This window comes from Cupriavidus basilensis OR16, assembly GCF_000243095.1.
Classification (GTDB): Bacteria; Pseudomonadota; Gammaproteobacteria; order Burkholderiales; family Burkholderiaceae; genus Cupriavidus; species Cupriavidus basilensis_D.
This window is the reverse complement of record NZ_AHJE01000038.1, coordinates 78,604-98,505: the sequence shown is the minus strand read 5'-3', so window position 1 is coordinate 98,505 and position 19,902 is coordinate 78,604. Positions and strand designations below refer to the sequence as shown.

Sequence of the window (19,902 nt, the reverse complement as noted above, 5' to 3'; positions counted from 1 at the left end):
CCTCCGCTATGGCATGTCATGTCAGTAAATTCCCTGCCATACTAATCACAAGAGGATATCGCGGCAATTCGAAAATATGACAGGTATGGTAAAAATCGTGCCATCGGAATGTGAACGATCTGGGGCAACGATGAAGCGTGTCTTCCTTGTGCTGCCGCCGCAGGTGCATATGCTGGATCTTGGCGGGCCGATGCAGTTGCTGGGTTCAGTGGCCGCGCTCGGGATCTCGCCACTGGCGCTTCACTGCGTCGGGCCGCTGCAGGCGCTGACAAGCTTTCAAGGCCTCGCCTTGAGCGGGGTAAAGGCCTTGCCGGCACGGCTGGCGCCCGGCGACGTGGTGATCGTGGTCGGTTTCAAGCTCGTGCTCAGCGCGCTGTCCACGCCGGCGCACCGGCAGATCGTTGACTGGCTCCAGGCCGTGGTGCAGCCCCGTCTTGGCCAGGTGACGCTGGCCAGCGTCTGCACCGGGGCATTCCTGCTTGGCGCGGCCGGCTTGCTCGACGGGCGCAGCTGCACGACCCACCACGAGCACCTGGCGCGGTTGCAGCAGCGCTATCCGCACGCACGCGTGCTGGCCAGCCGGGTGCTGGTCGAAGATGGCGCGCTGATCACCTCGGCCGGTGTGACGGCGGGCATCGACCTCGCATTGCACCTCATCCGGCACGCGTTCGGTGCCCCGGCCGCGATCCAGGTCGCGCGCGAGAACGTCGTGCCATTCCGCAGGCTGGGCCAGGATCCGGCGCTCGATGTGCCGCTGCGCTACCGCAATCATCATCATCCGGTCATCCACGCCGTGCAGGATTTCCTGAGCAGGCAGCCTGCCTGCGAATTGCCGTACAGCGAGCTAGCCGGCCGCTTCGCGCTGAGCTATCGGCATCTGGCGCGGCTATTCCAGCAGGAGTGCGGCGTCACGCTCAAGCAGTACCAGCAGCAATTGCGGCTGGATCTGGCACGCAGGTTGCTGAAGGACAGCGACTGGGCCGTCGAGCTGGTTGCGCAGCGCTGCGGCTTTGCCAGCCCGCAGGCGTTGCGCGCCGCGTGGCGGCAGGAAGAGGCTGTGCCGCCGTCCCGTTGGCGGTCGCAGGCTTGAACGCTGCCGATCAGAACCGGTGGTGCAAGCCCACCGCGACCCCCGGCATATTGTCCTTGCCCGCGCCGGGGCGGCGCCTATTGGGCTTCAGCGCGAGGCGAACGGCTTTGCCGCATATGGCATCCGGGTTCTCGCCCGAGCTGGCTTTGCGAATCACTTCGGCAAAGCGGGCAGCATCACGCAGCGTGCTGTTCATGCATGTTCTATCGTTTGGCCTAGAGTCCTACCCAAAGCAATGCGTAGCCAGTGCTACCCGTTGTGTTCGCCAAGCGCGGGAACGTGATCGTCGCTTGCGGGCAGTCCAAGGGAAAACTTGACCGGGAAGTTCAGCGCGATGGCATTCTCCGAAGGCACCTCGCGGACCATGTTTCGCGCCTTGACGTGCGGGTCAGCGAACAGCTCCCGCGCGCTGAGCGCGGGGGAGAAGGGCAGGTCGAAGGGTGCGAAGACTTCCGCCCATTGGGCGAGAGACCGCGACAGGAAGATCCCGTTGAGCAGGCCGTTGACTTCCGGCTTGTGCTGCTGGCGGCCGGGCCGCGACGCGAACCGGGCATCGAGCAGTGCTGGAAAGTCGGCGCCAATCGCCTCGCACAGGTTGAGCCAGAACTTGTTCTCCAGGATGCCCAGGGCGAGATGGCGGCCATCGCTGGTCGCGAAGATATCGTTGTCCGGCATCACGGTTGGCGATTCGTGCGGGCGATCTTCGTACCCGCGCGCGGCCCAGGCGCCATGCGCGGTCCACGACAGGATGGCGTCATGGATCGACACATCGAGATGCTGGCCACGGCCATGTTGCCGCGCACTCATGACTGCCACGGCCAGCGCCAGCGCCGCATAGCCTGAGGCCGCGTAGTCGGAAACACGCGCGCGCGGCCGCGATACCTTGTCGTCCACCTGCACCGGCACGGACCAGTAGCCTGCCAGCGCGAGGTAGTTCAGGTCGTGGCCCGCATGCTCCGCATAGGGGCCGGTCTGGCCGAATCCGGACACGGAGCACAGCACGATGGCCGGGTTCACTTGGGCGAGCGCGTCATAGCCCAGGCCGAGGCGTTGCATCACGCCGGGCCGGAAGCCTTCGACAACGGCATCCGCCTCTTTCACCAGGCCCAGGAATGCCGCGCGGCCTTGGTCGGATTTCAAGTCGAGCGCGACGGATTGCTTGCCACGATTGAACTGGGCGAACACGGCAGGCCCGAGCTGCCGGGAGGTGTCGCCCGTGCCTGGCTGCTCCACCTTGATCACGTCCGCGCCCAGTTGCATGAGCAGGGTCGTGGCGTGCGGGCCGGGCAGGAGCTGGCTGAGATCGATGATCTTGACGTCCTTCAGGCAGGACCACTCTGGTTTCATTGTCGGTTCCCGGTGTTCTAGCTGACGTCGCCGTTCATGCCGATCGCGTGGATCAGCTTGCCGTAGCGGGCGGTGTCCGCGGCCACCATGCCGTTGAACTGCGATGGGGAAGCACTGCGGCGCAACTCCCCCGCGTTGGCCTTGATCTGCGCGTCCAGTCGCCCGCTGGCCTGCAATTGCGTGACTGCGGCGAACAGCCGCTGGGTCAGTTCCGCTGGCAAGTGCGCGGGCGCGAACAGGCCGCTCCAGTTGTCCAGCACCAGGCCGGGCGGGAGGACTTCGGCCAGCGTCGGCACCTCCGGAAAATAGACCGAGCGCGCGGATGACGACACGGCCAGTGCCCGTACTTGGCCATTGCGCAGGTACTGGGTCGCGGTGCTCAGCACCGGCATGCCGAACTGGGTCTGGCCGCTGAGCATGGCGGTGATGATCTCCGTCGCGCCCTTGTAGGGGATGTGCACGGCCTCGGTGCCCGTCTGGTGCAGCAAGGCCTCTACCGCCAGATGGGCGATGCTGCCTTTGCCGCCCGAGCCATAGTTGAGCTTGCCCGGTGCGCGCCTGAGCGCGGCGATCAGGTCGCCGGCGGTCTTGTATGGCGCATCGGCAGGCACGATGAGAGCGGTGGGGCCGCCGGAAATCGCCGCGATGGAGGTGAAATCGTGCGCGGGATCGTACGGCATGTTGCGATACATATGCACGTTGATGACGTGCGTGTTCGCGAGAATGCCCAGCGTGTAGCCGTCCGCGGCAGCGCGCTTCAAGGCGCCCGCGCCGATCACGCCGCCCGCGCCGGGCATGTTCTCCACGACCAGCGGCTGGCCCAGCGTGTGGGCCAGTTCAGCCGACAGCGTCCGCGCGATATTGTCCGGCGCGCTGCCGGCCAGGAACGGGACGATCAGGCGCACGGGACGATTGGGATAGGGCGCGGCGGCGCGTGCCGGCGCGAGCATGCTGCTAAGTGCGGCTGCGCCCGCGGTGGCGAGCCAGGTTCGGCGTTTCATGGGAGTGTCTCCAGTTCTTGGCGGCGCAGTTGGCCTGCGCCGGTTTGATCAACCGCTGCCGGCTCAGGCTTTTGCCTGCATGGGTTCAAGAATCGCGCGGGCGATGGTATTGCGCTGGATCTCGCTGGTGCCGGTGAAGATCCGGAACATGCGCAGCTTGCGGAAGGCCTGCTCAACCGGATGTCCTCGCGTCACGCCCACATTGCCGTGGATCTGCACGGCTTTGTCGGCTACCTCGAAACAGCGCTCGGAGATGAACAGCTTGCACGCCGCGGCCTTCACGCGAAGATCCGCGCCACTGTCCGCCAGCGCGGCGGTTTGCGCGATCATGCTCTCGCAAGCCCACAGCGCGGCGGCCATGTCAGCCAGCATGTGCTGGATGGCCTGGAAGCGTGCAATGGGGCCGCCAAACTGGCGGCGCTGGCCGGCGTACTCGAGCGAGGATGCGTAGGCCTTGGTCGCCAGGCCCAGCATGGTCGGGCAGTGCAGCAGCCGGTTGACGTTGATGCGCGACATGCCGAGCTTGAAGCCGTTGCCTTCTCCGCCAAAGATATTGGCGCGCGGCACCCGCACATTGACGAACTCGATGTCCCCATCGATATGCTGGCCCGACATCGGCACGTACTCGGTGCTGACCTTGACGCCGGGCAGGTCCAGGTCGATCAGCACGGCCGTGATGGCGGGCGGCGACACGGTGGCGTCGGTGACGCACATGACGATGGCAAAGTCGGCAAACGGCGCGCCGCTGATGTAGTGCTTGCGGCCGTTGATGACGAGGTCATCGCCGTCCGCCACGGCCGTGGTGGAGATGCTCTGGGCATCCGAGCCGGAATGCGGCTCGGTCAGGGCGAAGCAGGTGGATTTCTCACCCCGGATGACCGGCTGGAAGTAGCGCGCAAGCTGGTCCGGCGTGGCGTACTTGAGCATATTGCCCACGCGCGGCGGGCCGCCCAGGTCGCCCAGCACGTGCGGTGCCAGCACCGCGCCGCTTGCGGCAAGGTCTGCCTTCAGCGCGCATTGCTCGGCGATGTTCAGGCCCTTGCCGCCGAGCTCGACGGGCAGGCAGGCGGCATAGAGCCCCAGCTCGCTGGAGCGGCGCCACACGCCGCGCAGCACGTCGCGTGGCCAGGCGTCTTCCGAGCCCAGGCCCAGCTCGCGCTCCAGCGGCAGCAGTTCCTCATGGATATAACGCTGGATGCTGGCGCGGGTTTCGACCAGCACGGGATTGGCGAGGTTGTCGAACATGGCGTTTCTCCTTAATTCACGCGACGCGATACGCCTTGCCAATACGGCTCGCGCACCAGTTTGCGAGCGAGCTTGCCGCTTGCGTTCTTGGGCAACTCGGTGACGAAGTCGATGGTTCGCGGCGATTTGTAGTCCGCGATCCGTGCGCGGCAGTGCGCGATGAGGTCCTCCGCGCTGCCTTGCCGGCCGGGCCTGAGCGCGACGACCGCCTTGACGCTCTCGCCCCAGGTATCGTCTGGCACGCTGATCACGCAGGCTTCCATGACGTCCGGATGCTGGTAGAGCGCGGCCTCGACCTCGGTCGGATACACGTTGAAGCCGCCGGAGATGATCATGTCTTTCTTGCGGTCGACCAGGTAGATGTAGCCTTCTTCATCCACCCGCGCCAGGTCGCCGGTGCGCAGCCATCCGTGCGCCAGCACTTCGCGTGTCAGCTCCGGCTCGCCCCAATACCCGTGGAAGACATCCTCGCCGCGGATCACCAGTTCGCCGATCTCGTCGCCGGCCACTTCCTGGCCCTGCTCGTCAACCACGCGCACTTCCGTCTCGCCAAGCGCCCGCCCGCAGGACGCCAGCCGCTCGGGCCGGTGCGCCAGTGCGTGGGCATGGTCGGCGGTCGAAAGACGGGTCACGCCGGAGGTGGACTCGCTCGCGCCATAGCCTTGGGACAGGATCGGGCCGATGCGCTCCCATGCCTCGCGGATGCGGGCGGGCGCCATCGGCGCGGCGCCGTAGGCCAGGGTCTTGAGGCTGCTCAGGTCCGCGCTGGCCAGGGTTGGCTCCGTCAGCAGCATATTGATCATGGCTGGCACCATGAACACATGGGTGAGGCGCAGCCTGCCCACCTCGGCCAGGAAATGCGCGGGCTCGAACTTGTCGAACAGCACCAGCGTCGCGCCGTTGTACAGGTAAGGCTGCATCAACATGCCCGAGGCATGGGTGATGGGCCCGATCAGCGCCAGGCGGTCGCCGGGCCGTGCCGGCGTGTCCATGCCCAGCAGCATCTTGCGCAGCGCCGCCAGGCGGTTGCCGTAGCTCTGCATGGCGGCCTTGATCTTGCCCGTGGAGCCCGAGGAGAAATGCAGGACGGCGAGGTCGGCGGGCTGCGGCGTGATGTCGAGCGGCGCAGGGCTCGCGCCTGCCAGCAGGGCCTCGTAGTCGCCGTAGCCATCCGCGGATTTGCCGATCGCGATCCATGTTTGCACCGACCCAAAGCCGGCGGTCTCCGGTGAGTAGCCTGTATAGCCAGGCCCGGCAAACAGGATGCGCGGCGTGCAGTTTTCGGCCACATCCGATGCCTCCGCCGCGGTGAAGCGCGGATTGAGCGCGGCCTTGACGAGCCCGGCCTTGTACAGGGCGCACTCGATCTCGACCAGCTCGGGGCGGTTGCGCGATTGAATCGCCACGCGATCGCCCTTGGTCAGGCCGAGGGCCAGCAGCGCGTTGGCGAGGCGGTTCGAGCGCTCGTCCAGTTCGCGATAGGTCAGCACGCGGTCGTTGTAGAGCACGGCGGCGTGATCGCCCCAATAGCGCGCGGCGCGGCGCAGGAAGAATGCGAATCCCATGGGTTGTCTCCTTGATGGTTCTGTGCCGTAGTCTGTAAGATGCAGGGCATCACTACAATGCTGTTCAACCAACGGGAATGTCGAGATGGAGACAAGAGATCTGGAATACGTGCTGGCCGTCGATGCGCACGGCGGCATCGGCCGTGCCGCGGAGTCGCTGGGCATCAGCCAGCCGGCCCTGACCAAGGCGGTGCAGCGGGTGGAAGGGCAGATCGGCCTGCCCTTGTTCGAGCGCACGGCCCATGGCATGACCCCGACGCAGGCGGGCAGGCAATTCATCGAGCGGGCGCGCCGCATCCGGCTGGAGTTCGACGACGCGCTCAAGGAGATGCAAGGCATCCGCACCGGCGAGCAGGGCATGCTGCGCCTGGGCTATTCGCCTTCGATCCCCAACGCCCTGGTGCTGGACGCCTGCCGTCAGCTGCTGCGGGAGCGGCCCGTTGCCCGGCTGCGGCTGCGCCGGCTGCTGGCGCGGGACCTCATGGAACTGCTGCTGGCGGGCGAGCTGGACCTGGCCATTGCCCCCACGCCAAGGGAGCGCGCGAGCGAGTTCGCGGTGGAGGAACTGTTCGACGACCGTCTGGTGGTGGTGGCCGATGAAGCGCACCCGCTGCAGCGCCGCCGCAAGTTGACCCTTGCCGACCTGGCGGGCCAGGACTGGCTGCTGCCCGGGCCGAATATCATCCTGCGCCAGCAGGTCGATGCGGCATTTCGCAAGCAGGGGCTGGGCGCCCCGAACTTGCGCATCGAGACCGATTTTGGCAGTTCCTCGCTCTTCGACCTGATGCGCGGCACGCAGATGCTAAGCATATCGGGCACGAATTCCAATGCGGTGATGACCGGGCTGCGTCCGCTGGACCTGGGACTAGAAGAACTGGATCTGCGCCGGCGCGTGGGCGTGATCTCCCGGGCGGGCGCCTATCTCTCGCCGCTCGCGCAGCGCATGACGGTGCTGGTGCGCGAGCAGGGGGCCTGAGCGGCTGCATGTCGACCAGCACGATCCGCCCTTTGGTTGCGTCGCGGTGACCTGGCCCACGCGCCCCCACCTGTTCAATGTTCAAGTGTCGAGCGACGCGATAGAGAACAGCGCCTCGGAATCCGTGATCTCGATATGGGAGTAAGCAATCGCGATGATCCCTTCGCTCTCGAACTCCTTGAGTTCCTTGTTGAGCCGCTGGCGCGATACGCCGACCAGCGCCGCGAGTTCGTCCTGGGATAACTTGAGCGACAGTGTCACTACGTCGCCGCGCGGCAGTCCGTAGGCGGGAAGCAACGACACCAGCGAGCGCGCAACGCGCACGCGCATGGGTGCGAGCGCGCTGGCGGCAGCGCCGTCATAGAGCGCGCGCGAGCGCGAACAGAACATGCGCAGTAACGCCAGCGCCAGTGCGGGATCGGTGTCGAGCGCTTGCACGAATACATCTTTCGGAACCAGCAGCGCCACGGATTCGCCGTGCGCGCGGGTGTCGTGGATGGACGGCTTGCCGTCGAGAATCGGGATGACGCCCTGGATCTGTCCCGGCTCCAGGTAGCGGATCACAAAGCGCTTGCCGGCGCTGGTCAGCACGCCAATTTCAAGGCTGCCGCTCAGCACTACGATCAGGTACGCCAACGGCTGTCCGCGCGTGGCAAGGATTTCGCCGCCCGCACACTGCACCACCCGACCGCTGTCGACAAAGCGATCCAGGGTCTGCCCGGCGCAACGCTGGAAAGCGGGGCAGCGTGCGAGTACCGAGCGTGCCAGCGCGAGATAAGCGGCCAGGGCCATTTTTTGTCTTCAAAGTGACAGATTGTTGCGGTGCGCCATGTCCACAATGCGTCCAACAAACGATGGAGACAAAGATGACTGTTGGAAATCATAGCATCGCGGCATCGGCCTATGTCGAGGCGCTCAGGGCAAGCCGCGTGGACCACTTCGTCACGGTGCCGGACTGGGTGCAGTGGGCCCTGCACGCACGCATGGAAGCGGGCGTGGACGGCATCCGTGAAGTCATGTGCTGCAATGAGGACCAGGCCGTGACCGTGGCCGCGGGCCTGACCATCGGCGGCAAGCGCCCGATTGTCGTGGTGCAGAACCAGGGCCTCTATGCCTGCGTGAACACGATTCGCGCCATCGCGCTGGATGCCAGGATCCCGACCGTTTTCCTGGTCGGCCAGTTCGGCCGCGAGTTTTCCAATTTCGGCGGCGACCCCGCCGCCTCGCGGCGCAACATGGTGCGCCTGCTGGAACCGGTACTGGATGCGCTCGACGTGCCGTGCTGGCGGCTGGAAGCGGCCGCGGACCTGCGCCATATCGACGCAGCCTTCGACGCCGCCCATGCACGTGGCGGCGCAGCCGCGCTGATCGTCGGCGCGCCCATCGCCTGGCATTGAGGAGACACCGTCATGAGAATCGCTGAAGCTTGCCAGGTTATCGAAGCGTCGCGTGCGGGCGCGTTGCTGGTCACGACCATGGGCTCCATGTATGTGTTCGATGCGCTAGGCGTGACATCCGGACGCCTGGGGCGGTGCCGCGGGGCTCGGGCTTGGCCTGGCGCTTGCGCATCCCGAACGCGGCGTGGTGGTGGTGGACGGGGATGCCAGCCTGCTGATGCAGCTTGGCGGCCTGGTCACCGTGGCTGGCCAGCAGCCGCGCCGCTTCGCGCATTTCGTGGTGAATAACGGCACCCAGTTTACCGGCGGGGTCAACCTGCGGGCGCCGGGGCAGGGCATTACCGATTTCTGCGGCCTGGCACGCGCGGCGGGCTACCGCCACGTGGTGCGCATCGACAACCTCGCCACCTTGCGCGAGGTTGCGTCGGCCATGCATCGCATCGACGGTCCGGCCTTCTACGAACTCTGCGTGGCGCCCGAGCCCGCGCGCATCGGCCAGGAGAATCCGCAGCAGGAAATGCCCGACCGCCAGTTCGAGCGCATGGGGCAGGAAGCCGCCGCGCTTTCGCACTGGCTCAATGCATCGGGGAGCCGCGAATGACGCCGGACTTCGACTTCATCGTGGTGGGTGCCGGCTCCTCCGGCGCGACGCTCGCCACCCGGCTCGCCGAGCGCGGCACGGGCAGGGTCTTGCTGCTGGAAGCAGGACAGCGCCGCGAGCGCGATTTCTGGGTGCGCGCGCCAATCGGCATCGCCAAGCTGCTGCTCAACCCTGACTATGTGTGGCCGTTCAAGACCATCGGGCAGTCGTGCCTGGAGGGGCAGGAGATCTACTGGCCGCGCGGCCGGCTGCCGGGCGGCTCCAGTTCCGTCAACGGCATGATCTACGTGCGCGGCGAACCCGCCGAGTTCGACCACTGGCAGGCGCTGGGCAATGCCGGATGGGGCTACGCCGACCTGCTGCCGTACTTCAAGCGGCTGGAGGCGACGACGCTTGGCTCCGGCGACTATCGCGGCCGCGAAGGTCCGATCGCCGTCAGCTCGCTGGACGGCATGCAGCATGAACTCTCCGAGGGTTTTCTGCGCGCCTGCGAAGAGGCGGGCATTCCGCGTACGCAGGACTACAACGGCGCGCAATACGAGGGCGCCTCCTACCTGCAGCTCTCGACGCGGCGCGGCCAGCGGTGCAGTACGGCCATCGGCTACCTGCACGGCCGCCGGAACGCGAATCTCGACCTGCAGGTCGATGCCACGGCGACTCGCGTATTGTTTGACGGCAAGAAGGCCATCGGCATCGAGTATCTACAGGGCGGGGTGAAGAAACAGGCGCTCGCCCGCCGCGAAGTGATTCTCAGCGCGGGGCCGATCAAGTCGCCGCAGCTCCTCGAGCTTTCGGGCGTGGGCGATCGCACGCTGCTGACGCAGCATGGCGTGCAGGTGCTGCATCATCTGCCCGGCGTAGGCGAGAACCTGTCGGATCACCTTCAGTGCCGGCTTACCTATGAATGCGCCAAGCCAATCACGCTGAACGACGCCCTTCGCAGCCCGCTCAGGCAGCTCTGGATGGGCCTGCACTACGTCGCGACGCGCAAGGGCATGATGTCCACCCCGTCCGCTTCCGCCCATGCGCTGGCACGGACCGCGCCGACGCAGTCGCGCACGCAGGTCAAGGTGCAGTTGCACCACCTGAGCGGCAAGGACCGCTACGCGCGCACGAAAGGCTACGGGCTCGACGAATTCCCCGGCTTCTCCATCGGCTTCTTCCAGCTCCGCCCCGAGTCCAGGGGCCGGCTCCATATCGCCAGCGCCGATCCGCTGGCGGCGCCCCGCATCGACCCCGCCTATTTCTCGGCCGCCGCCGACCAGGCGGCGATGCTCGACGGCCTGCGGCTGGCGCGGCGCATCGCCGGGCAACCAGGCCTGTCGCCCTACATCGTGCGCGAGACCCGTCCGGGCATCGATATCCGTGCCGACGACGAACTACTCGCCTACATCAGGAAGGCCGGGCAGACCTCCTGGCATCCGATCGGCACCTGCAAGATGGGCCATGACGAAATGGCCGTGGTGGACCCCGCGCTGAAGGTGCACGGGCTGGCCAGCCTGCGCGTGGTCGATTCCTCGATCATGCCGACCATGCCTTCCTCCAATACGAATGCCGCCTCGATCATGATCGGTGAGAAAGCCGCCGACCTGATTCTTGGCCGGTCGGTCTGATCGCAAACCTCGGGATTGCAAATGGAACACACAGAATTCAGCCATGCCAGCGGCGCCGCCAACGGCTATCGGGGTACCATCGGCAAGACGTTGCAGGAGTCGCAGCCGTGGTGGCCCGCGCAGCGTGCGGCCCTGCCCGGCACGCCGAACATTGTCGTGGTGCTGCTCGACGATCTGGGCTTTTCGGATTTCGGCTGCTTTGGCAGCGAGATCCGCACCCCGCATATCGACGCGCTGGCGCAAGGCGGGCTGCGCTTTGCCAACTACACCACGGTGCCCATGTGCACGCCGGCCCGCGCCGCCCTGATGACCGGCAAGAATCCGCACGCGGTGGGCTGCGGCTGGCTGACCCACAACAATCCCGGATATCCCGGCTATCAGGCCGGCGAAATGGCAAGCGACGCGCCGACCATGGCCGAGCTGCTGCGCGAACGCGGCTTCTCCACCTACGCGGTGGGCAAATGGCACAACACGGCCGACCATAATGTCTCGCCCGCGGGCGCGCGCGATTCGTGGCCGCTGCAGCGGGGGTTCGATCGCTTCTATGGCTTTCTTGCTGCTGAGACAAACTACTTCGCGCCAGGGCAACTGGTGGAGGGCAACAGCTTTCTGGATACCGACGACTATCCGGAGGACTATTACTGTAGCGACGACTGGACCGACAAGGCCATCGGCTGGCTCAAGGCGCACCAGGGCGCCAGTCCGGACAAGCCGTTCTTCCTGTACCTGGCGCACAACGCGCCCCACGTGCCGCTGCAGGCCAAGCCGCAGGATATCGAGCGCTATGCCGGCGAGTACGACCAGGGTTGGGACGAGATCCGCCGCCAGCGCTATGAGCGGCAACGCGCGCAGGGCGTGATACCGGCGGACTGGCAGCTCTCGGACCGCGGCTCCAATATCCCCGCATGGGACCAGCTCACACCCGAACAACGCAGCCTGTATGCGCATTACATGGCCGTGTATGCCGCCATGGTTGACAACATCGACCAGAACATCGGCAGGCTCGCCGATCACCTGCGCGATGCCGGCGTGCTGGACAACACCCTATTCATCCTCACCTCCGACAATGGCGCCTCGTCGATCGGCGGGCCGCAGGGCGCGGCCAACATCTTCGAGAAGCGGGTCTCCGGCGTGGAGCCGGCCAGTCTTGCCGCCGACATGATGCGGGACGGGAAACTGGGCGGGGTGGATTCGTATGCCGCGTATCCGGTTGGATGGGGCAATGCATCCAACACGCCGTTCCGCTTCTACAAGCGCACGCCGATGAATGGCGGCATCCGCGTGCCTTACATCGTGCACTGGCCGCAAGGGATCCGGGATGGCGGCGCAATCCGGCGCGAGTGGATCCACGTGACGGACACCTTGCCCACGCTGATGGAGATCGCCGGCATCGACTATCCGGATCGTTTCCGTGGCAATCGCACCCGTGGCCTCAACGGGATCTCGTTCCGCGCCATGCTGGCGGACCCTGCGCAGGCGACCCGGCGCACCCGGCAACATTACGAGCTGGAGGGCAATCGCGGCTATATCCGCGACCACTGGAAGATCGTCTCGCTGCAGCCGCCAGGCACCCGCATCGACCTGGACAACTGGATGCTGTTCGACCTGTTGCGCGACCCGACGGAGTGCGAAGACGTCGCGGCCGCGAATCGCGGCGTGCTGGCCGAGCTGGTCGCGGAGTTCGAGGCGGACGCGCAGGCCAACCACATATACCCGCTGGACAATCGCGACAACCGGCGGGTGCTGGCGGTGCCGCCGTTCCTGGAGAAGAGCTATTCGCTTGCCAGGACGTTCCATGCGGGCATGTCCACCGTGCCGACCGCGGTGATCTCGCCGTTGATCGCGGACCGGGACTACACGCTGGAGTGCCGCTTCTCCAGCGAGCCAGGATCCGAAGGCGTGCTGCTGGCATTCGGCAATGCATTCGGCGGCCTGAGCGTATTCGTGGCAGATGGCCAGCTCCACGTGGTCTACAACGTCGGCGAGCGCAGCATGGCGCCACCGCCGGTGCCACTGGCGCAGGGCGACCACCACTTCGTGCTGGAACACCGCGCACTGGGCGCGCGCCGGGCAAGCGCAACCGTGCTGCTCGACGGCCAGGTCGCCATGGCAGCCATGGACATGTCGCCAACCATTCTTCGCCTGACGGGCGAGGGGCTGGATGTGGGGTGCGACCGCCGCCTCAAGGTCAGCGAGCGCTACAAGGCGCGCGGCGCGTTTCGCTACAACGGGGCCATCCGCTTCGTCCGCCTGACACCTGGCAAACAGGCGGCGGACAGCCTGGCGAACCGTCCGGAGCGTCTCGCCCAGATCGATTAGATCGATTAGCCGGGCGCCCGCGCAACAAGCGGGCGCAGCTTGAAAACAAGATAGGAGACAGTCATGTTCAGTCCTCAACGCCGGCGCGCGCTATTTGCGATTGCCCTGTTGCCCACGCTCCTGCCCGCCATTGGATCGGGTGCGCAGCACTGGCCCAGCCGCCCGATCCGCATCGTGGTGCCCTATCCGGCGGGTGGCGGGCCCGACATCTCGGCGCGCAAGCTGGCCGAGAGCCTGGGCCGCGGCCTGGGTGTGCCCGTGATCGTCGACAACAAGCCAGGCGCGTCCACGCTGCTGGGCGCGCAGGTGGTGGCAGGCGCCGCGCCCGACGGCTACACCGTCGCATACATCACCTCCGGCCTTGTCACGGTGGCGGCCATGTCGAAGAAAATCGACCTGCCGAAGAGCCTGCAGCCCATCACCAAGCTCAATGCCTCAGCGTTCGTTGCCGTGGTGCCGGCAAGTTCGCCGTACCGCAGCCTGCCAGCGCTGATGGCCGCGGCCAGGCAGAGCCCGGGCAAACTGAGCTATGGCTCCGCGGGGATCGGATCGCCCGCGCATATGGCGGTGGAGCACCTGCGCTTGTCCAGCCCCGGGCTGGTGTTTCTCCATGTGCCCTACAAGGGCGCGGTGGAATCCGTGAATGCGCTGCGGGGCGGGCAGATCGATTTCTCGGTGCTGGTGCTGTCGACGGCGCTGCCGCTCATCAAGGTCGGCACCCTGCGGGCGCTGGCCGTCACCACGCCCGCGCGCGTGCCGCAGATCGCCGATGTGCCAACGTTCTCCGAAGCCGGCGTGCAGCAGTATGGCTTCGCGTCCTGGGGCGGGTTTGCCGCGCCGGCGGGCACGCCGGGCCCGATCGTGCAGCAACTATTCGCGGCGATCCACAAGGCCGCGCGTGATCCGGGTTTCGTGTCGCTCCAGGCGAGCCTTGGATCGACCACCGAGTTCAGTACGTCGCCGGAAGCCTTCGGCAAGGAACTGCAAGCAACGCTTGCCGAGGAGGAGGCGCTGGTCAAGCGCATCGGGCAGGGTGGCGATCCCGATGGGCACTAGGCGCGATACCCAAATCCCTTGCATTTGGGCTACCGGAGGGCATGGTCTTCGGGGCGCAAGGGAATGGAGTCGTCTAGCTGCTACCTTTTCGTGGCATCACAGCATTCAAAAGGCCATGGCCTACATCAACAGCAATGCCGCGCCGCACCCCGTCAACGCCACCGTCCACACCCGGTCCAGGTTGATCCAGCCGGTGCGCAGGAAACCCACGCCGATGCGGTCGTACACCAGCAGTGCCACGGTGCCGATGGCCAGCAGCATGGCCAGCGTGTGCAAACCGAGCGCCAGCAGCGCCGGGATGAGCGGTCCGCCCGCCGCCGGCGCGCCCGCGGCAGCGCGGCACAGCGGCAGCAGCGCGGGCACTAGCATCAGCCCCGCGCCGTGCGCGCCCGCCATCAGGAACGACCATAGCGCCAGCCCGGCCATGCCGGCCTGCATGCCCACGCGGGGGCGCTGGCGGTGGCCGCGCAGGGCGTGCCAGGCGGCCCAGCCGATCAGCACCGCGCCGCCGGCGCGCGCCAGCCATTGGGGATCGAGCAGGCTGCCCAGCGCGAGCGTGGCGGCGAGCACCAAGGCCACCGCGATGGCGTGGCCGAGCGCGATCGGCAGCAGCGCCAGCAGCACCACCTTGCGCCGCCCGCGATGCAGCCCCAGCGCCACGGCAAACAGCCAGCCCATGGCGGGATTGATACCGTGGAACAGGCCAAGCGCGGCGATGGCCAGCCATGGCCACCAGAGTGGCCACAGGGCGGACCACTGCGTGGCGAACTGCGTGCCAAGCGGCACGCCAGTGATGGCGAACATGGCGGGGGCGCTCTCGGCGCGATGGGGTGATGGCGCTATGGCGTTTGCGTCTGTCTATGGGAAGCAATACGAATCCGATGAGCAGTCACCCCCTTCCAGCCTGACCTGGTGCGGGCGATGGCCGGCCGGCCAGCGCAGGAAGAAGCGCGGGTCGAAGGCGATGCCGCCGTCGGGCGCGGCGTCCAGCTTGACCATCCACCCCTCGATGCCCTCCGGGTAGAACTGCGCGTCGACCGCGCCGTAGAGCGAGTTGGTGAAGTAGATGCGCCGCCCGTCGCGGCTGACTTCCACCATCTGCGGGCCGCCGTTGAGCGCGGCGCCGCCGGCGCCCGGATGCGTGGCGCGCGAGACGATGCCGCCGATGCGCACGCAGCCGGTCTGCCTGGGCGCGAACGGGTCGGAGACGTCGTACTGCAGCAACTCGCCGGTGCCCCAGCAGGAGACGTAGAGGAAGCGGTCGTCCATCGACAGGTCGATATCGCTGACCAGCGGCGGCACCGCCTTGAAGCCCTTGAGGATGGGCGGCAGGAGGTCGGGGTCCGCGGCTTGCGCAGGGATATCGATGATCTTGCGGATCGCCCATTTACCTTCGTCCCGATACCAGACCCAGATGGATGAGGACAGGTCTTTCAGGCTGATCACGCAGTTGACGAAGCCGTACGCCTTGGTGGGATCGTGCGCGGGGCGTAGCTCGAACACGAGCTGGTACTCTTCGCCGAAGTCGATTTCCTGCAGGTGCTTGCGTTTGGTCATGTCCCAGAAATGCAGCCGCCTGCCGTAGCGCGAGCCGAGCAGGATCTCGGGCACCAAGCCGTCCTCGATCATGTCGGGCGTGCCCCATTCGCTGGTCACCAGCGTGTCGAAGCCAAGGTGCCACCAGCCGTCATAGGCAAAATGCTGCGGGCCGCGCTCCACCTCCCATTGCCCAAGCGGATCGAAGCTCTGCTGGTCCAGCAGCATGATGCCGCCCGGCCCCTTGCCCTCGCCGTTGCCCAGCGCGGTCACGTAGATGCCGCCGGGGCCGCAATGCACGGTGTGCGGGCGCGAGTAACCGGTGTGCTCGGCCAGTTCGCCCGGCTCGATGATCTTGGCGATGGCAGGCCGCAGCGAATCGGGCTTGGTGTCGATGATGTAGATGCGCGACGAGCGCAGGCCCGGCACCACCAGGTAGCGCCGCTCCATATGCGGGTGCGGCGCATTCGGGCAGAGGCAGGACGAGCAGGCGTTCCAGCCGAAGTGATGCAGTTCGTCCCCCACGTTGGGCACCGTGACCTGGCCAACGATGGTGCCGTAGGCCTTGGAGGCGGGATTGACGTCGACTACGGCAATGCCGTCAGGCTGGGTACGCGTGGGATCGAACATCGCCACATAGGCGAGTGCTTCGGGCGGCGCCTTTGCGGCCAGGCGGGGTGACGGGTAGAAACTGGGATCGGGCTTCCAGGTTGCCATCATGCGTCTCCTTGTGCCTTGCCGTGGCGCTTGCTGGGTGCCACTGGCTTTGAACTATAGGACACATCGCGGGGGACGTCGGGCGCCGGGCATGCGCCAATGGCTTCGCCCCGGCGCTACGCTTGCCTGCCGGCCAGGGACGCGGCAGGCCCGGCCCGGTAGCTGTACGCCAGCGCCAGCAGGATGAAGATCGGCACGGCCAGGCACCAGAACGACAACTGCACATAGGCATAGGCGCCGGACACGGCCCCGGCCGCGAACGCGGCGATGGCGGGGACCATCTTGCGCAGCCGGTTCCTGGCGGCGGCCACCTTGTCGGGCGAGGCGCTGCGCAGCTCGACCAGGTCGATGATGACCTGCGTGCTGTTGCCCGTCATGATGGTGGTCGGCACATGGTCTGTCAGCACGATGCGGGATTGCGCGTTCTGGATCGCCATGGCCGCGACGCCCAGCATGCCGGTGGCGATGGCCGACGCCATGTCGGGCGAGGCGATGGGCGAGCCCATGATGCCCGCCAGCATGAAGGCGGCCAGCAGCACGCTTTGCGTGACCAGCAGCGGCGGCAGCGGCGGCCTGCCGCGTGCCTGCATGGCATCGACGGCAATCTTGGTGCCCGCCACCGACAGGGCGAATACCGGCAGCGCCAGCAGCTTGGCCAGCACGCCGCCGGTGGAGTGCGCCAGTTCCACGCCGAGCATGACAAAGTTGCCGGTGACGTGCGCGGTGAACAGGCCGAACAGGGCGATAAAGCCGACTACGTCGACATAGCCCGCCACCAGGCTGAGCAGGGCGGCCTTGAATACTTCCCTGGCGATCGCCCGCGGTTGCGCGGGGGGCATGGCTGGCTTGGGGTCTGGTGTGGTTGGCATGGCTGGGTTCAAGTTTGTGAAGAGGGCGGCGCTCGCCCGTGCTACAGCATAGCGGTGCGGGCCGGTCCAATTGCAAATGTCCTTGATTTTTTCAGATTTTTTCAGAAGGCAGCCCATAATGCAAACGTTTGCAAAAAACGGAAACCAGAGACGAATATGGAGACGACACTTGCCCCGAGGCTCGGCCGCGGCCTTGCCGTGGTGGACGATGAACACACGCTCAGCGAGCTGGTCAAGCAGGCGATGCGCGATACCACGGACCCGCGCCTGCGGCAGGTCGTCGACGCGCTGGTCGATCATCTGCACGCGTTCCTGAGGGAGGTGCGGCCCAGCGACGAGGAGTTCGAGTTCGGGCTGCGCTTTGTTGCGGCACTTGGCCATGCGACCAATGCCACCAACAACGAGGTGGTGCTGGCGGCCGATGTGCTCGGGCTGTCGACGCTGGTCACGCTGATGAACAACGGCAGCACCGGTGGCCGCACGCCGGGTGCCCTGCTGGGCCCGTTCTATCGCGGCGGCGCGCCGACCTACGAGTGCGGGGATTGCGTGGTGCAAGGCGAGACGCCGGGGCTGCCATTGTTCGTGAGCGGACAAGTGCGCAACACCGCCGGCGAGCCCCTGGCCGGCGCGCTGGTCGAAGCGTGGCAGGCTTCGCCGGTTGGCCTCTACGACAACCAGGACCCCGCGCAACCGGACAAGAACCTGCGCGGCGCCTTTCGTACCGATGCGCAAGGCGCTTTCCATTTCCGCTCGGTGCGCCCGGCGGGCTACCCCGTGCCGACGGGCGGCCCTGTCGGCCAGCTGCTGGCCGAACAGAACCGCCATCCGTACCGCCCCGCGCACATTCATTTCATTGCCGCGGCGCCGGGCTATCGCACGCTCGTCACGCAGGTGTTCGCCGACGATTCCGAGCATCTGGAGTCGGACGTGACCTTTGGCGTGCATCGCGAGCTGGTGGGCCATTTCCGGCGCGTGGACGAAGGCACAAGCCCATGGGGCGGTTTCCCGGCGCCGTTCTACACGCTGGATTTCACAGCGATACCGCATCGCTCGCGCGCCTGGCCGATGACGTGCAGCGCAAGTACGGCCGCATCGACATGCTGGTCAACAGCGCGGGCTTTACCAGGGCGATCGCGCATGCCGACCTCGATGCGCTGGACGATGCGCTGATCGACGAGATGTTCGCAGTGAACTGGCGCGGCCAGTTCGCCGCGATCCGCGCCATGGCGCCGCACCTGAAAGCGACGGGCGAGGGGCTGGTGGTCAACGTGGGGTCCATCGCGGGGCGCACCGGCATGGGCAGCAACGTCGCGTATTGCGCGGTCAAGGCGGGGCTCGACATGATGGCCATATCGCTGGGCCGCGCGCTGGCGCCGGAGATCCGCGTGCTCAACGTATCGCCCGGCGTGGTCGACACCGATTTCGTGCCCGGGCGCGACAGCGCCTTCAACGAGCGCGCGGCCAGGACCACGCCGCTCAAGCGCATTGGGCAAGCCGGACGACGTGGCCGACGCCATCGTGGCCTGTGCCACCTCGCTGCGCTTTTCCACCGGCACCACCATCGTGGTCGACGGCGGCCGCCAGCTTGGCTGATCCCTTCCCCGACACATTGTTCAAGACACCAAGACGTTCACCATGCATAGCAGAAAGACCATCATCACCTGCGCCGTCACCGGGAATATCGTCACCCCCGAGCAACATCCCGGCTTGCCGGTGACCCCGGCGCAGATCGCCACGGCAGCGCTGGAGGCGGCCGAGGCGGGCGCGGCCGCGGCCCACATCCATGTACGCGACCCCGAGAGCGGGCGCCCTTCGATGGCGCTCGAGTACTACGCCGAGGTGATCGAGCTGATCCGCAAGCGCAACAAGGCGCTCATCATCAACCTGACCACCGGCCCCGGAGGGCGCTTCGTGCCGGCAGAGGACGAACCCCGCAACGCCGCCCCGGGCACCACCCTGGTCCGTCCGGAAGTGCGCGTCGCGCATATCGCCGCGTTGCGCCCCGATGTGTGTTCGCTGGACCTCAACACGATGAATTCCGGCGCGGACGTGGTCATCAACACGCCCCGGAACGTGCGCAAGATGGCTGCCATCATCCGCGAGGCTGGCGTCATGCCGGAGCTGGAGATCTTCGACTCCGGCGACCTCCATATGGCGCGCGACTTCATCCAGGAAGGCGTGCTGGACGGCCCCGGCCTGTGGACCTTCGTGCTCGGCGTGAAATACGGTTTCGCGGCCACCCCGGAGACCTTGTTCTACGCACGCAACATGCTGCCGCCGGGCGCGCACTGGTCCGCCTTCGGCGTTGGCCGCGCGGAGTTCCCGATCGTGGCGCAGTCCTGGCTGGCGGGCGGCCATGTCCGGGTTGGCCTGGAGGACAACATCTACCTGGAGAAGGGCGTGCTCGCCCCGGACAACGCGGCGCTGGTCGCCAAGGCGCGCGACATCATCAAATCGCTGGGCGGCGCGCTGGCGTCGCCGCATGAGGCCCGGGCCACGCTCGGCCTGCGGGCGGCATGAACGAACAGACAAACAAGCACAGACACAAACACAAACACAAACACGGACAC

19 protein-coding genes are annotated in these 19,902 nt (G+C 66.7%); 10 read left to right on the top strand and 9 right to left on the bottom strand.

Annotated elements, in window-relative coordinates:
- Nucleotides 1-130: 130 nt before the first annotated feature.
- A complete protein-coding gene (locus OR16_RS14955) occupies nt 131-1,090 on the top strand; it encodes a GlxA family transcriptional regulator (protein WP_006158791.1) in 960 nt (319 codons plus the stop codon).
- Between the two features lie 10 nt (nt 1,091-1,100).
- Here the strand turns inward: OR16_RS14955 and OR16_RS14950 are convergent, their stop codons facing one another.
- The 5 genes from OR16_RS14950 to OR16_RS14930 form a co-directional block, all read right to left on the bottom strand.
- The gene (locus OR16_RS14950) at nt 1,101-1,286 is read right to left on the bottom strand and encodes a hypothetical protein (RefSeq protein WP_006158790.1); all 186 of its coding nucleotides are present in this window, start codon (nt 1,284-1,286) and stop codon (nt 1,101-1,103) included.
- Between the two features lie 53 nt (nt 1,287-1,339).
- Entirely contained in the window at nt 1,340-2,437 is a 1,098-nt protein-coding gene (locus tag OR16_RS14945; protein WP_006158789.1) for a CaiB/BaiF CoA transferase family protein, read from the bottom strand.
- A gap of 17 nt (nt 2,438-2,454) precedes the next feature.
- A complete protein-coding gene (locus OR16_RS14940) occupies nt 2,455-3,438 on the bottom strand; it encodes a tripartite tricarboxylate transporter substrate-binding protein (RefSeq protein ID WP_006158788.1) in 984 nt (327 codons plus the stop codon).
- A gap of 63 nt (nt 3,439-3,501) precedes the next feature.
- Complete coding sequence (locus tag OR16_RS14935; protein WP_006158787.1) at nt 3,502-4,683, bottom strand: acyl-CoA dehydrogenase family protein; 1,182 nt, start codon at nt 4,681-4,683, stop codon at nt 3,502-3,504.
- Between the two features lie 11 nt (nt 4,684-4,694).
- The gene (locus tag OR16_RS14930) at nt 4,695-6,248 is read right to left on the bottom strand and encodes an AMP-binding protein (protein ID WP_006158786.1); all 1,554 of its coding nucleotides are present in this window, start codon (nt 6,246-6,248) and stop codon (nt 4,695-4,697) included.
- 85 nt (nt 6,249-6,333) lie between these two features.
- Here OR16_RS14930 and OR16_RS14925 point away from each other — a divergent pair, with 85 nt between their 5' ends.
- Nucleotides 6,334-7,224, top strand: coding sequence for a LysR family transcriptional regulator (locus OR16_RS14925; RefSeq protein ID WP_006158785.1), 891 nt, complete (start codon nt 6,334-6,336; stop codon nt 7,222-7,224).
- Nucleotides 7,225-7,305: 81 nt separating this feature from the next.
- On the opposite strand, the gene OR16_RS14920 is transcribed toward OR16_RS14925, so the two are convergent.
- Nucleotides 7,306-8,016 (bottom strand): Crp/Fnr family transcriptional regulator, encoded by a 711-nt coding sequence (locus tag OR16_RS14920; RefSeq protein ID WP_006158784.1) that lies wholly within the window; start codon nt 8,014-8,016, stop codon nt 7,306-7,308.
- Between the two features lie 74 nt (nt 8,017-8,090).
- Between OR16_RS14920 and OR16_RS14915 the strand changes: the two genes are divergently transcribed.
- The 5 genes from OR16_RS14915 to OR16_RS14895 all read left to right on the top strand — a co-directional run bounded on the left by OR16_RS14915 (nt 8,091) and on the right by OR16_RS14895 (nt 14,210).
- A complete protein-coding gene (locus OR16_RS14915) occupies nt 8,091-8,621 on the top strand; it encodes a thiamine pyrophosphate-binding protein (RefSeq protein WP_006158783.1) in 531 nt (176 codons plus the stop codon).
- 184 nt (nt 8,622-8,805) lie between these two features.
- Entirely contained in the window at nt 8,806-9,222 is a 417-nt protein-coding gene (locus OR16_RS39740) for a thiamine pyrophosphate-dependent enzyme (RefSeq protein WP_006158782.1), read from the top strand.
- Nucleotides 9,219-10,835 (top strand): GMC family oxidoreductase, encoded by a 1,617-nt coding sequence (locus OR16_RS14905; RefSeq protein WP_006158781.1) that lies wholly within the window; start codon nt 9,219-9,221, stop codon nt 10,833-10,835. Before OR16_RS39740 ends, OR16_RS14905 begins: the two co-directional genes overlap by 4 nt.
- Nucleotides 10,836-10,856: 21 nt before the next feature.
- The gene (locus OR16_RS14900; protein WP_006158780.1) at nt 10,857-13,154 is read left to right on the top strand and encodes an arylsulfatase; all 2,298 of its coding nucleotides are present in this window, start codon (nt 10,857-10,859) and stop codon (nt 13,152-13,154) included.
- A gap of 63 nt (nt 13,155-13,217) precedes the next feature.
- Nucleotides 13,218-14,210 (top strand): Bug family tripartite tricarboxylate transporter substrate binding protein, encoded by a 993-nt coding sequence (locus tag OR16_RS14895; RefSeq protein WP_006158779.1) that lies wholly within the window; start codon nt 13,218-13,220, stop codon nt 14,208-14,210.
- 120 nt (nt 14,211-14,330) lie between these two features.
- Here the strand turns inward: OR16_RS14895 and OR16_RS14890 are convergent, their stop codons facing one another.
- From OR16_RS14890 to OR16_RS14880, 3 genes are all read right to left on the bottom strand, one after another.
- On the bottom strand, nt 14,331-15,014 hold the full coding sequence (locus OR16_RS14890; protein ID WP_006158778.1) for a hypothetical protein: 684 nt from the start codon (nt 15,012-15,014) through the stop codon (nt 14,331-14,333).
- 54 nt (nt 15,015-15,068) lie between these two features.
- A complete protein-coding gene (locus tag OR16_RS14885; protein WP_006158777.1) occupies nt 15,069-16,463 on the bottom strand; it encodes a selenium-binding protein SBP56-related protein in 1,395 nt (464 codons plus the stop codon).
- Between the two features lie 116 nt (nt 16,464-16,579).
- Nucleotides 16,580-17,332 (bottom strand): YoaK family protein, encoded by a 753-nt coding sequence (locus tag OR16_RS14880; RefSeq protein ID WP_237717068.1) that lies wholly within the window; start codon nt 17,330-17,332, stop codon nt 16,580-16,582.
- Between the two features lie 156 nt (nt 17,333-17,488).
- Here OR16_RS14880 and OR16_RS14875 point away from each other — a divergent pair, with 156 nt between their 5' ends.
- Genes OR16_RS14875 through OR16_RS14865 form a run of 3 tightly spaced genes read left to right on the top strand, consistent with a single transcriptional unit; the run spans nt 17,489 to nt 19,852 of the window.
- Nucleotides 17,489-18,502, top strand: a complete 1,014-nt coding sequence (locus tag OR16_RS14875; protein WP_006158775.1) for a dioxygenase — start codon at nt 17,489-17,491, stop codon at nt 18,500-18,502.
- Nucleotides 18,403-18,975 carry an SDR family NAD(P)-dependent oxidoreductase gene (locus OR16_RS14870; RefSeq protein ID WP_237717067.1) on the top strand — a complete coding sequence of 191 codons (573 nt, stop codon included), beginning with the start codon at nt 18,403-18,405 and terminating at the stop codon, nt 18,973-18,975. Before OR16_RS14875 ends, OR16_RS14870 begins: the two co-directional genes overlap by 100 nt.
- Nucleotides 18,968-19,852, top strand: a complete 885-nt coding sequence (locus tag OR16_RS14865; RefSeq protein WP_006158773.1) for a 3-keto-5-aminohexanoate cleavage protein — start codon at nt 18,968-18,970, stop codon at nt 19,850-19,852. Before OR16_RS14870 ends, OR16_RS14865 begins: the two co-directional genes overlap by 8 nt.
- The last annotated feature ends 50 nt before the right edge of the window (nt 19,853-19,902 follow it).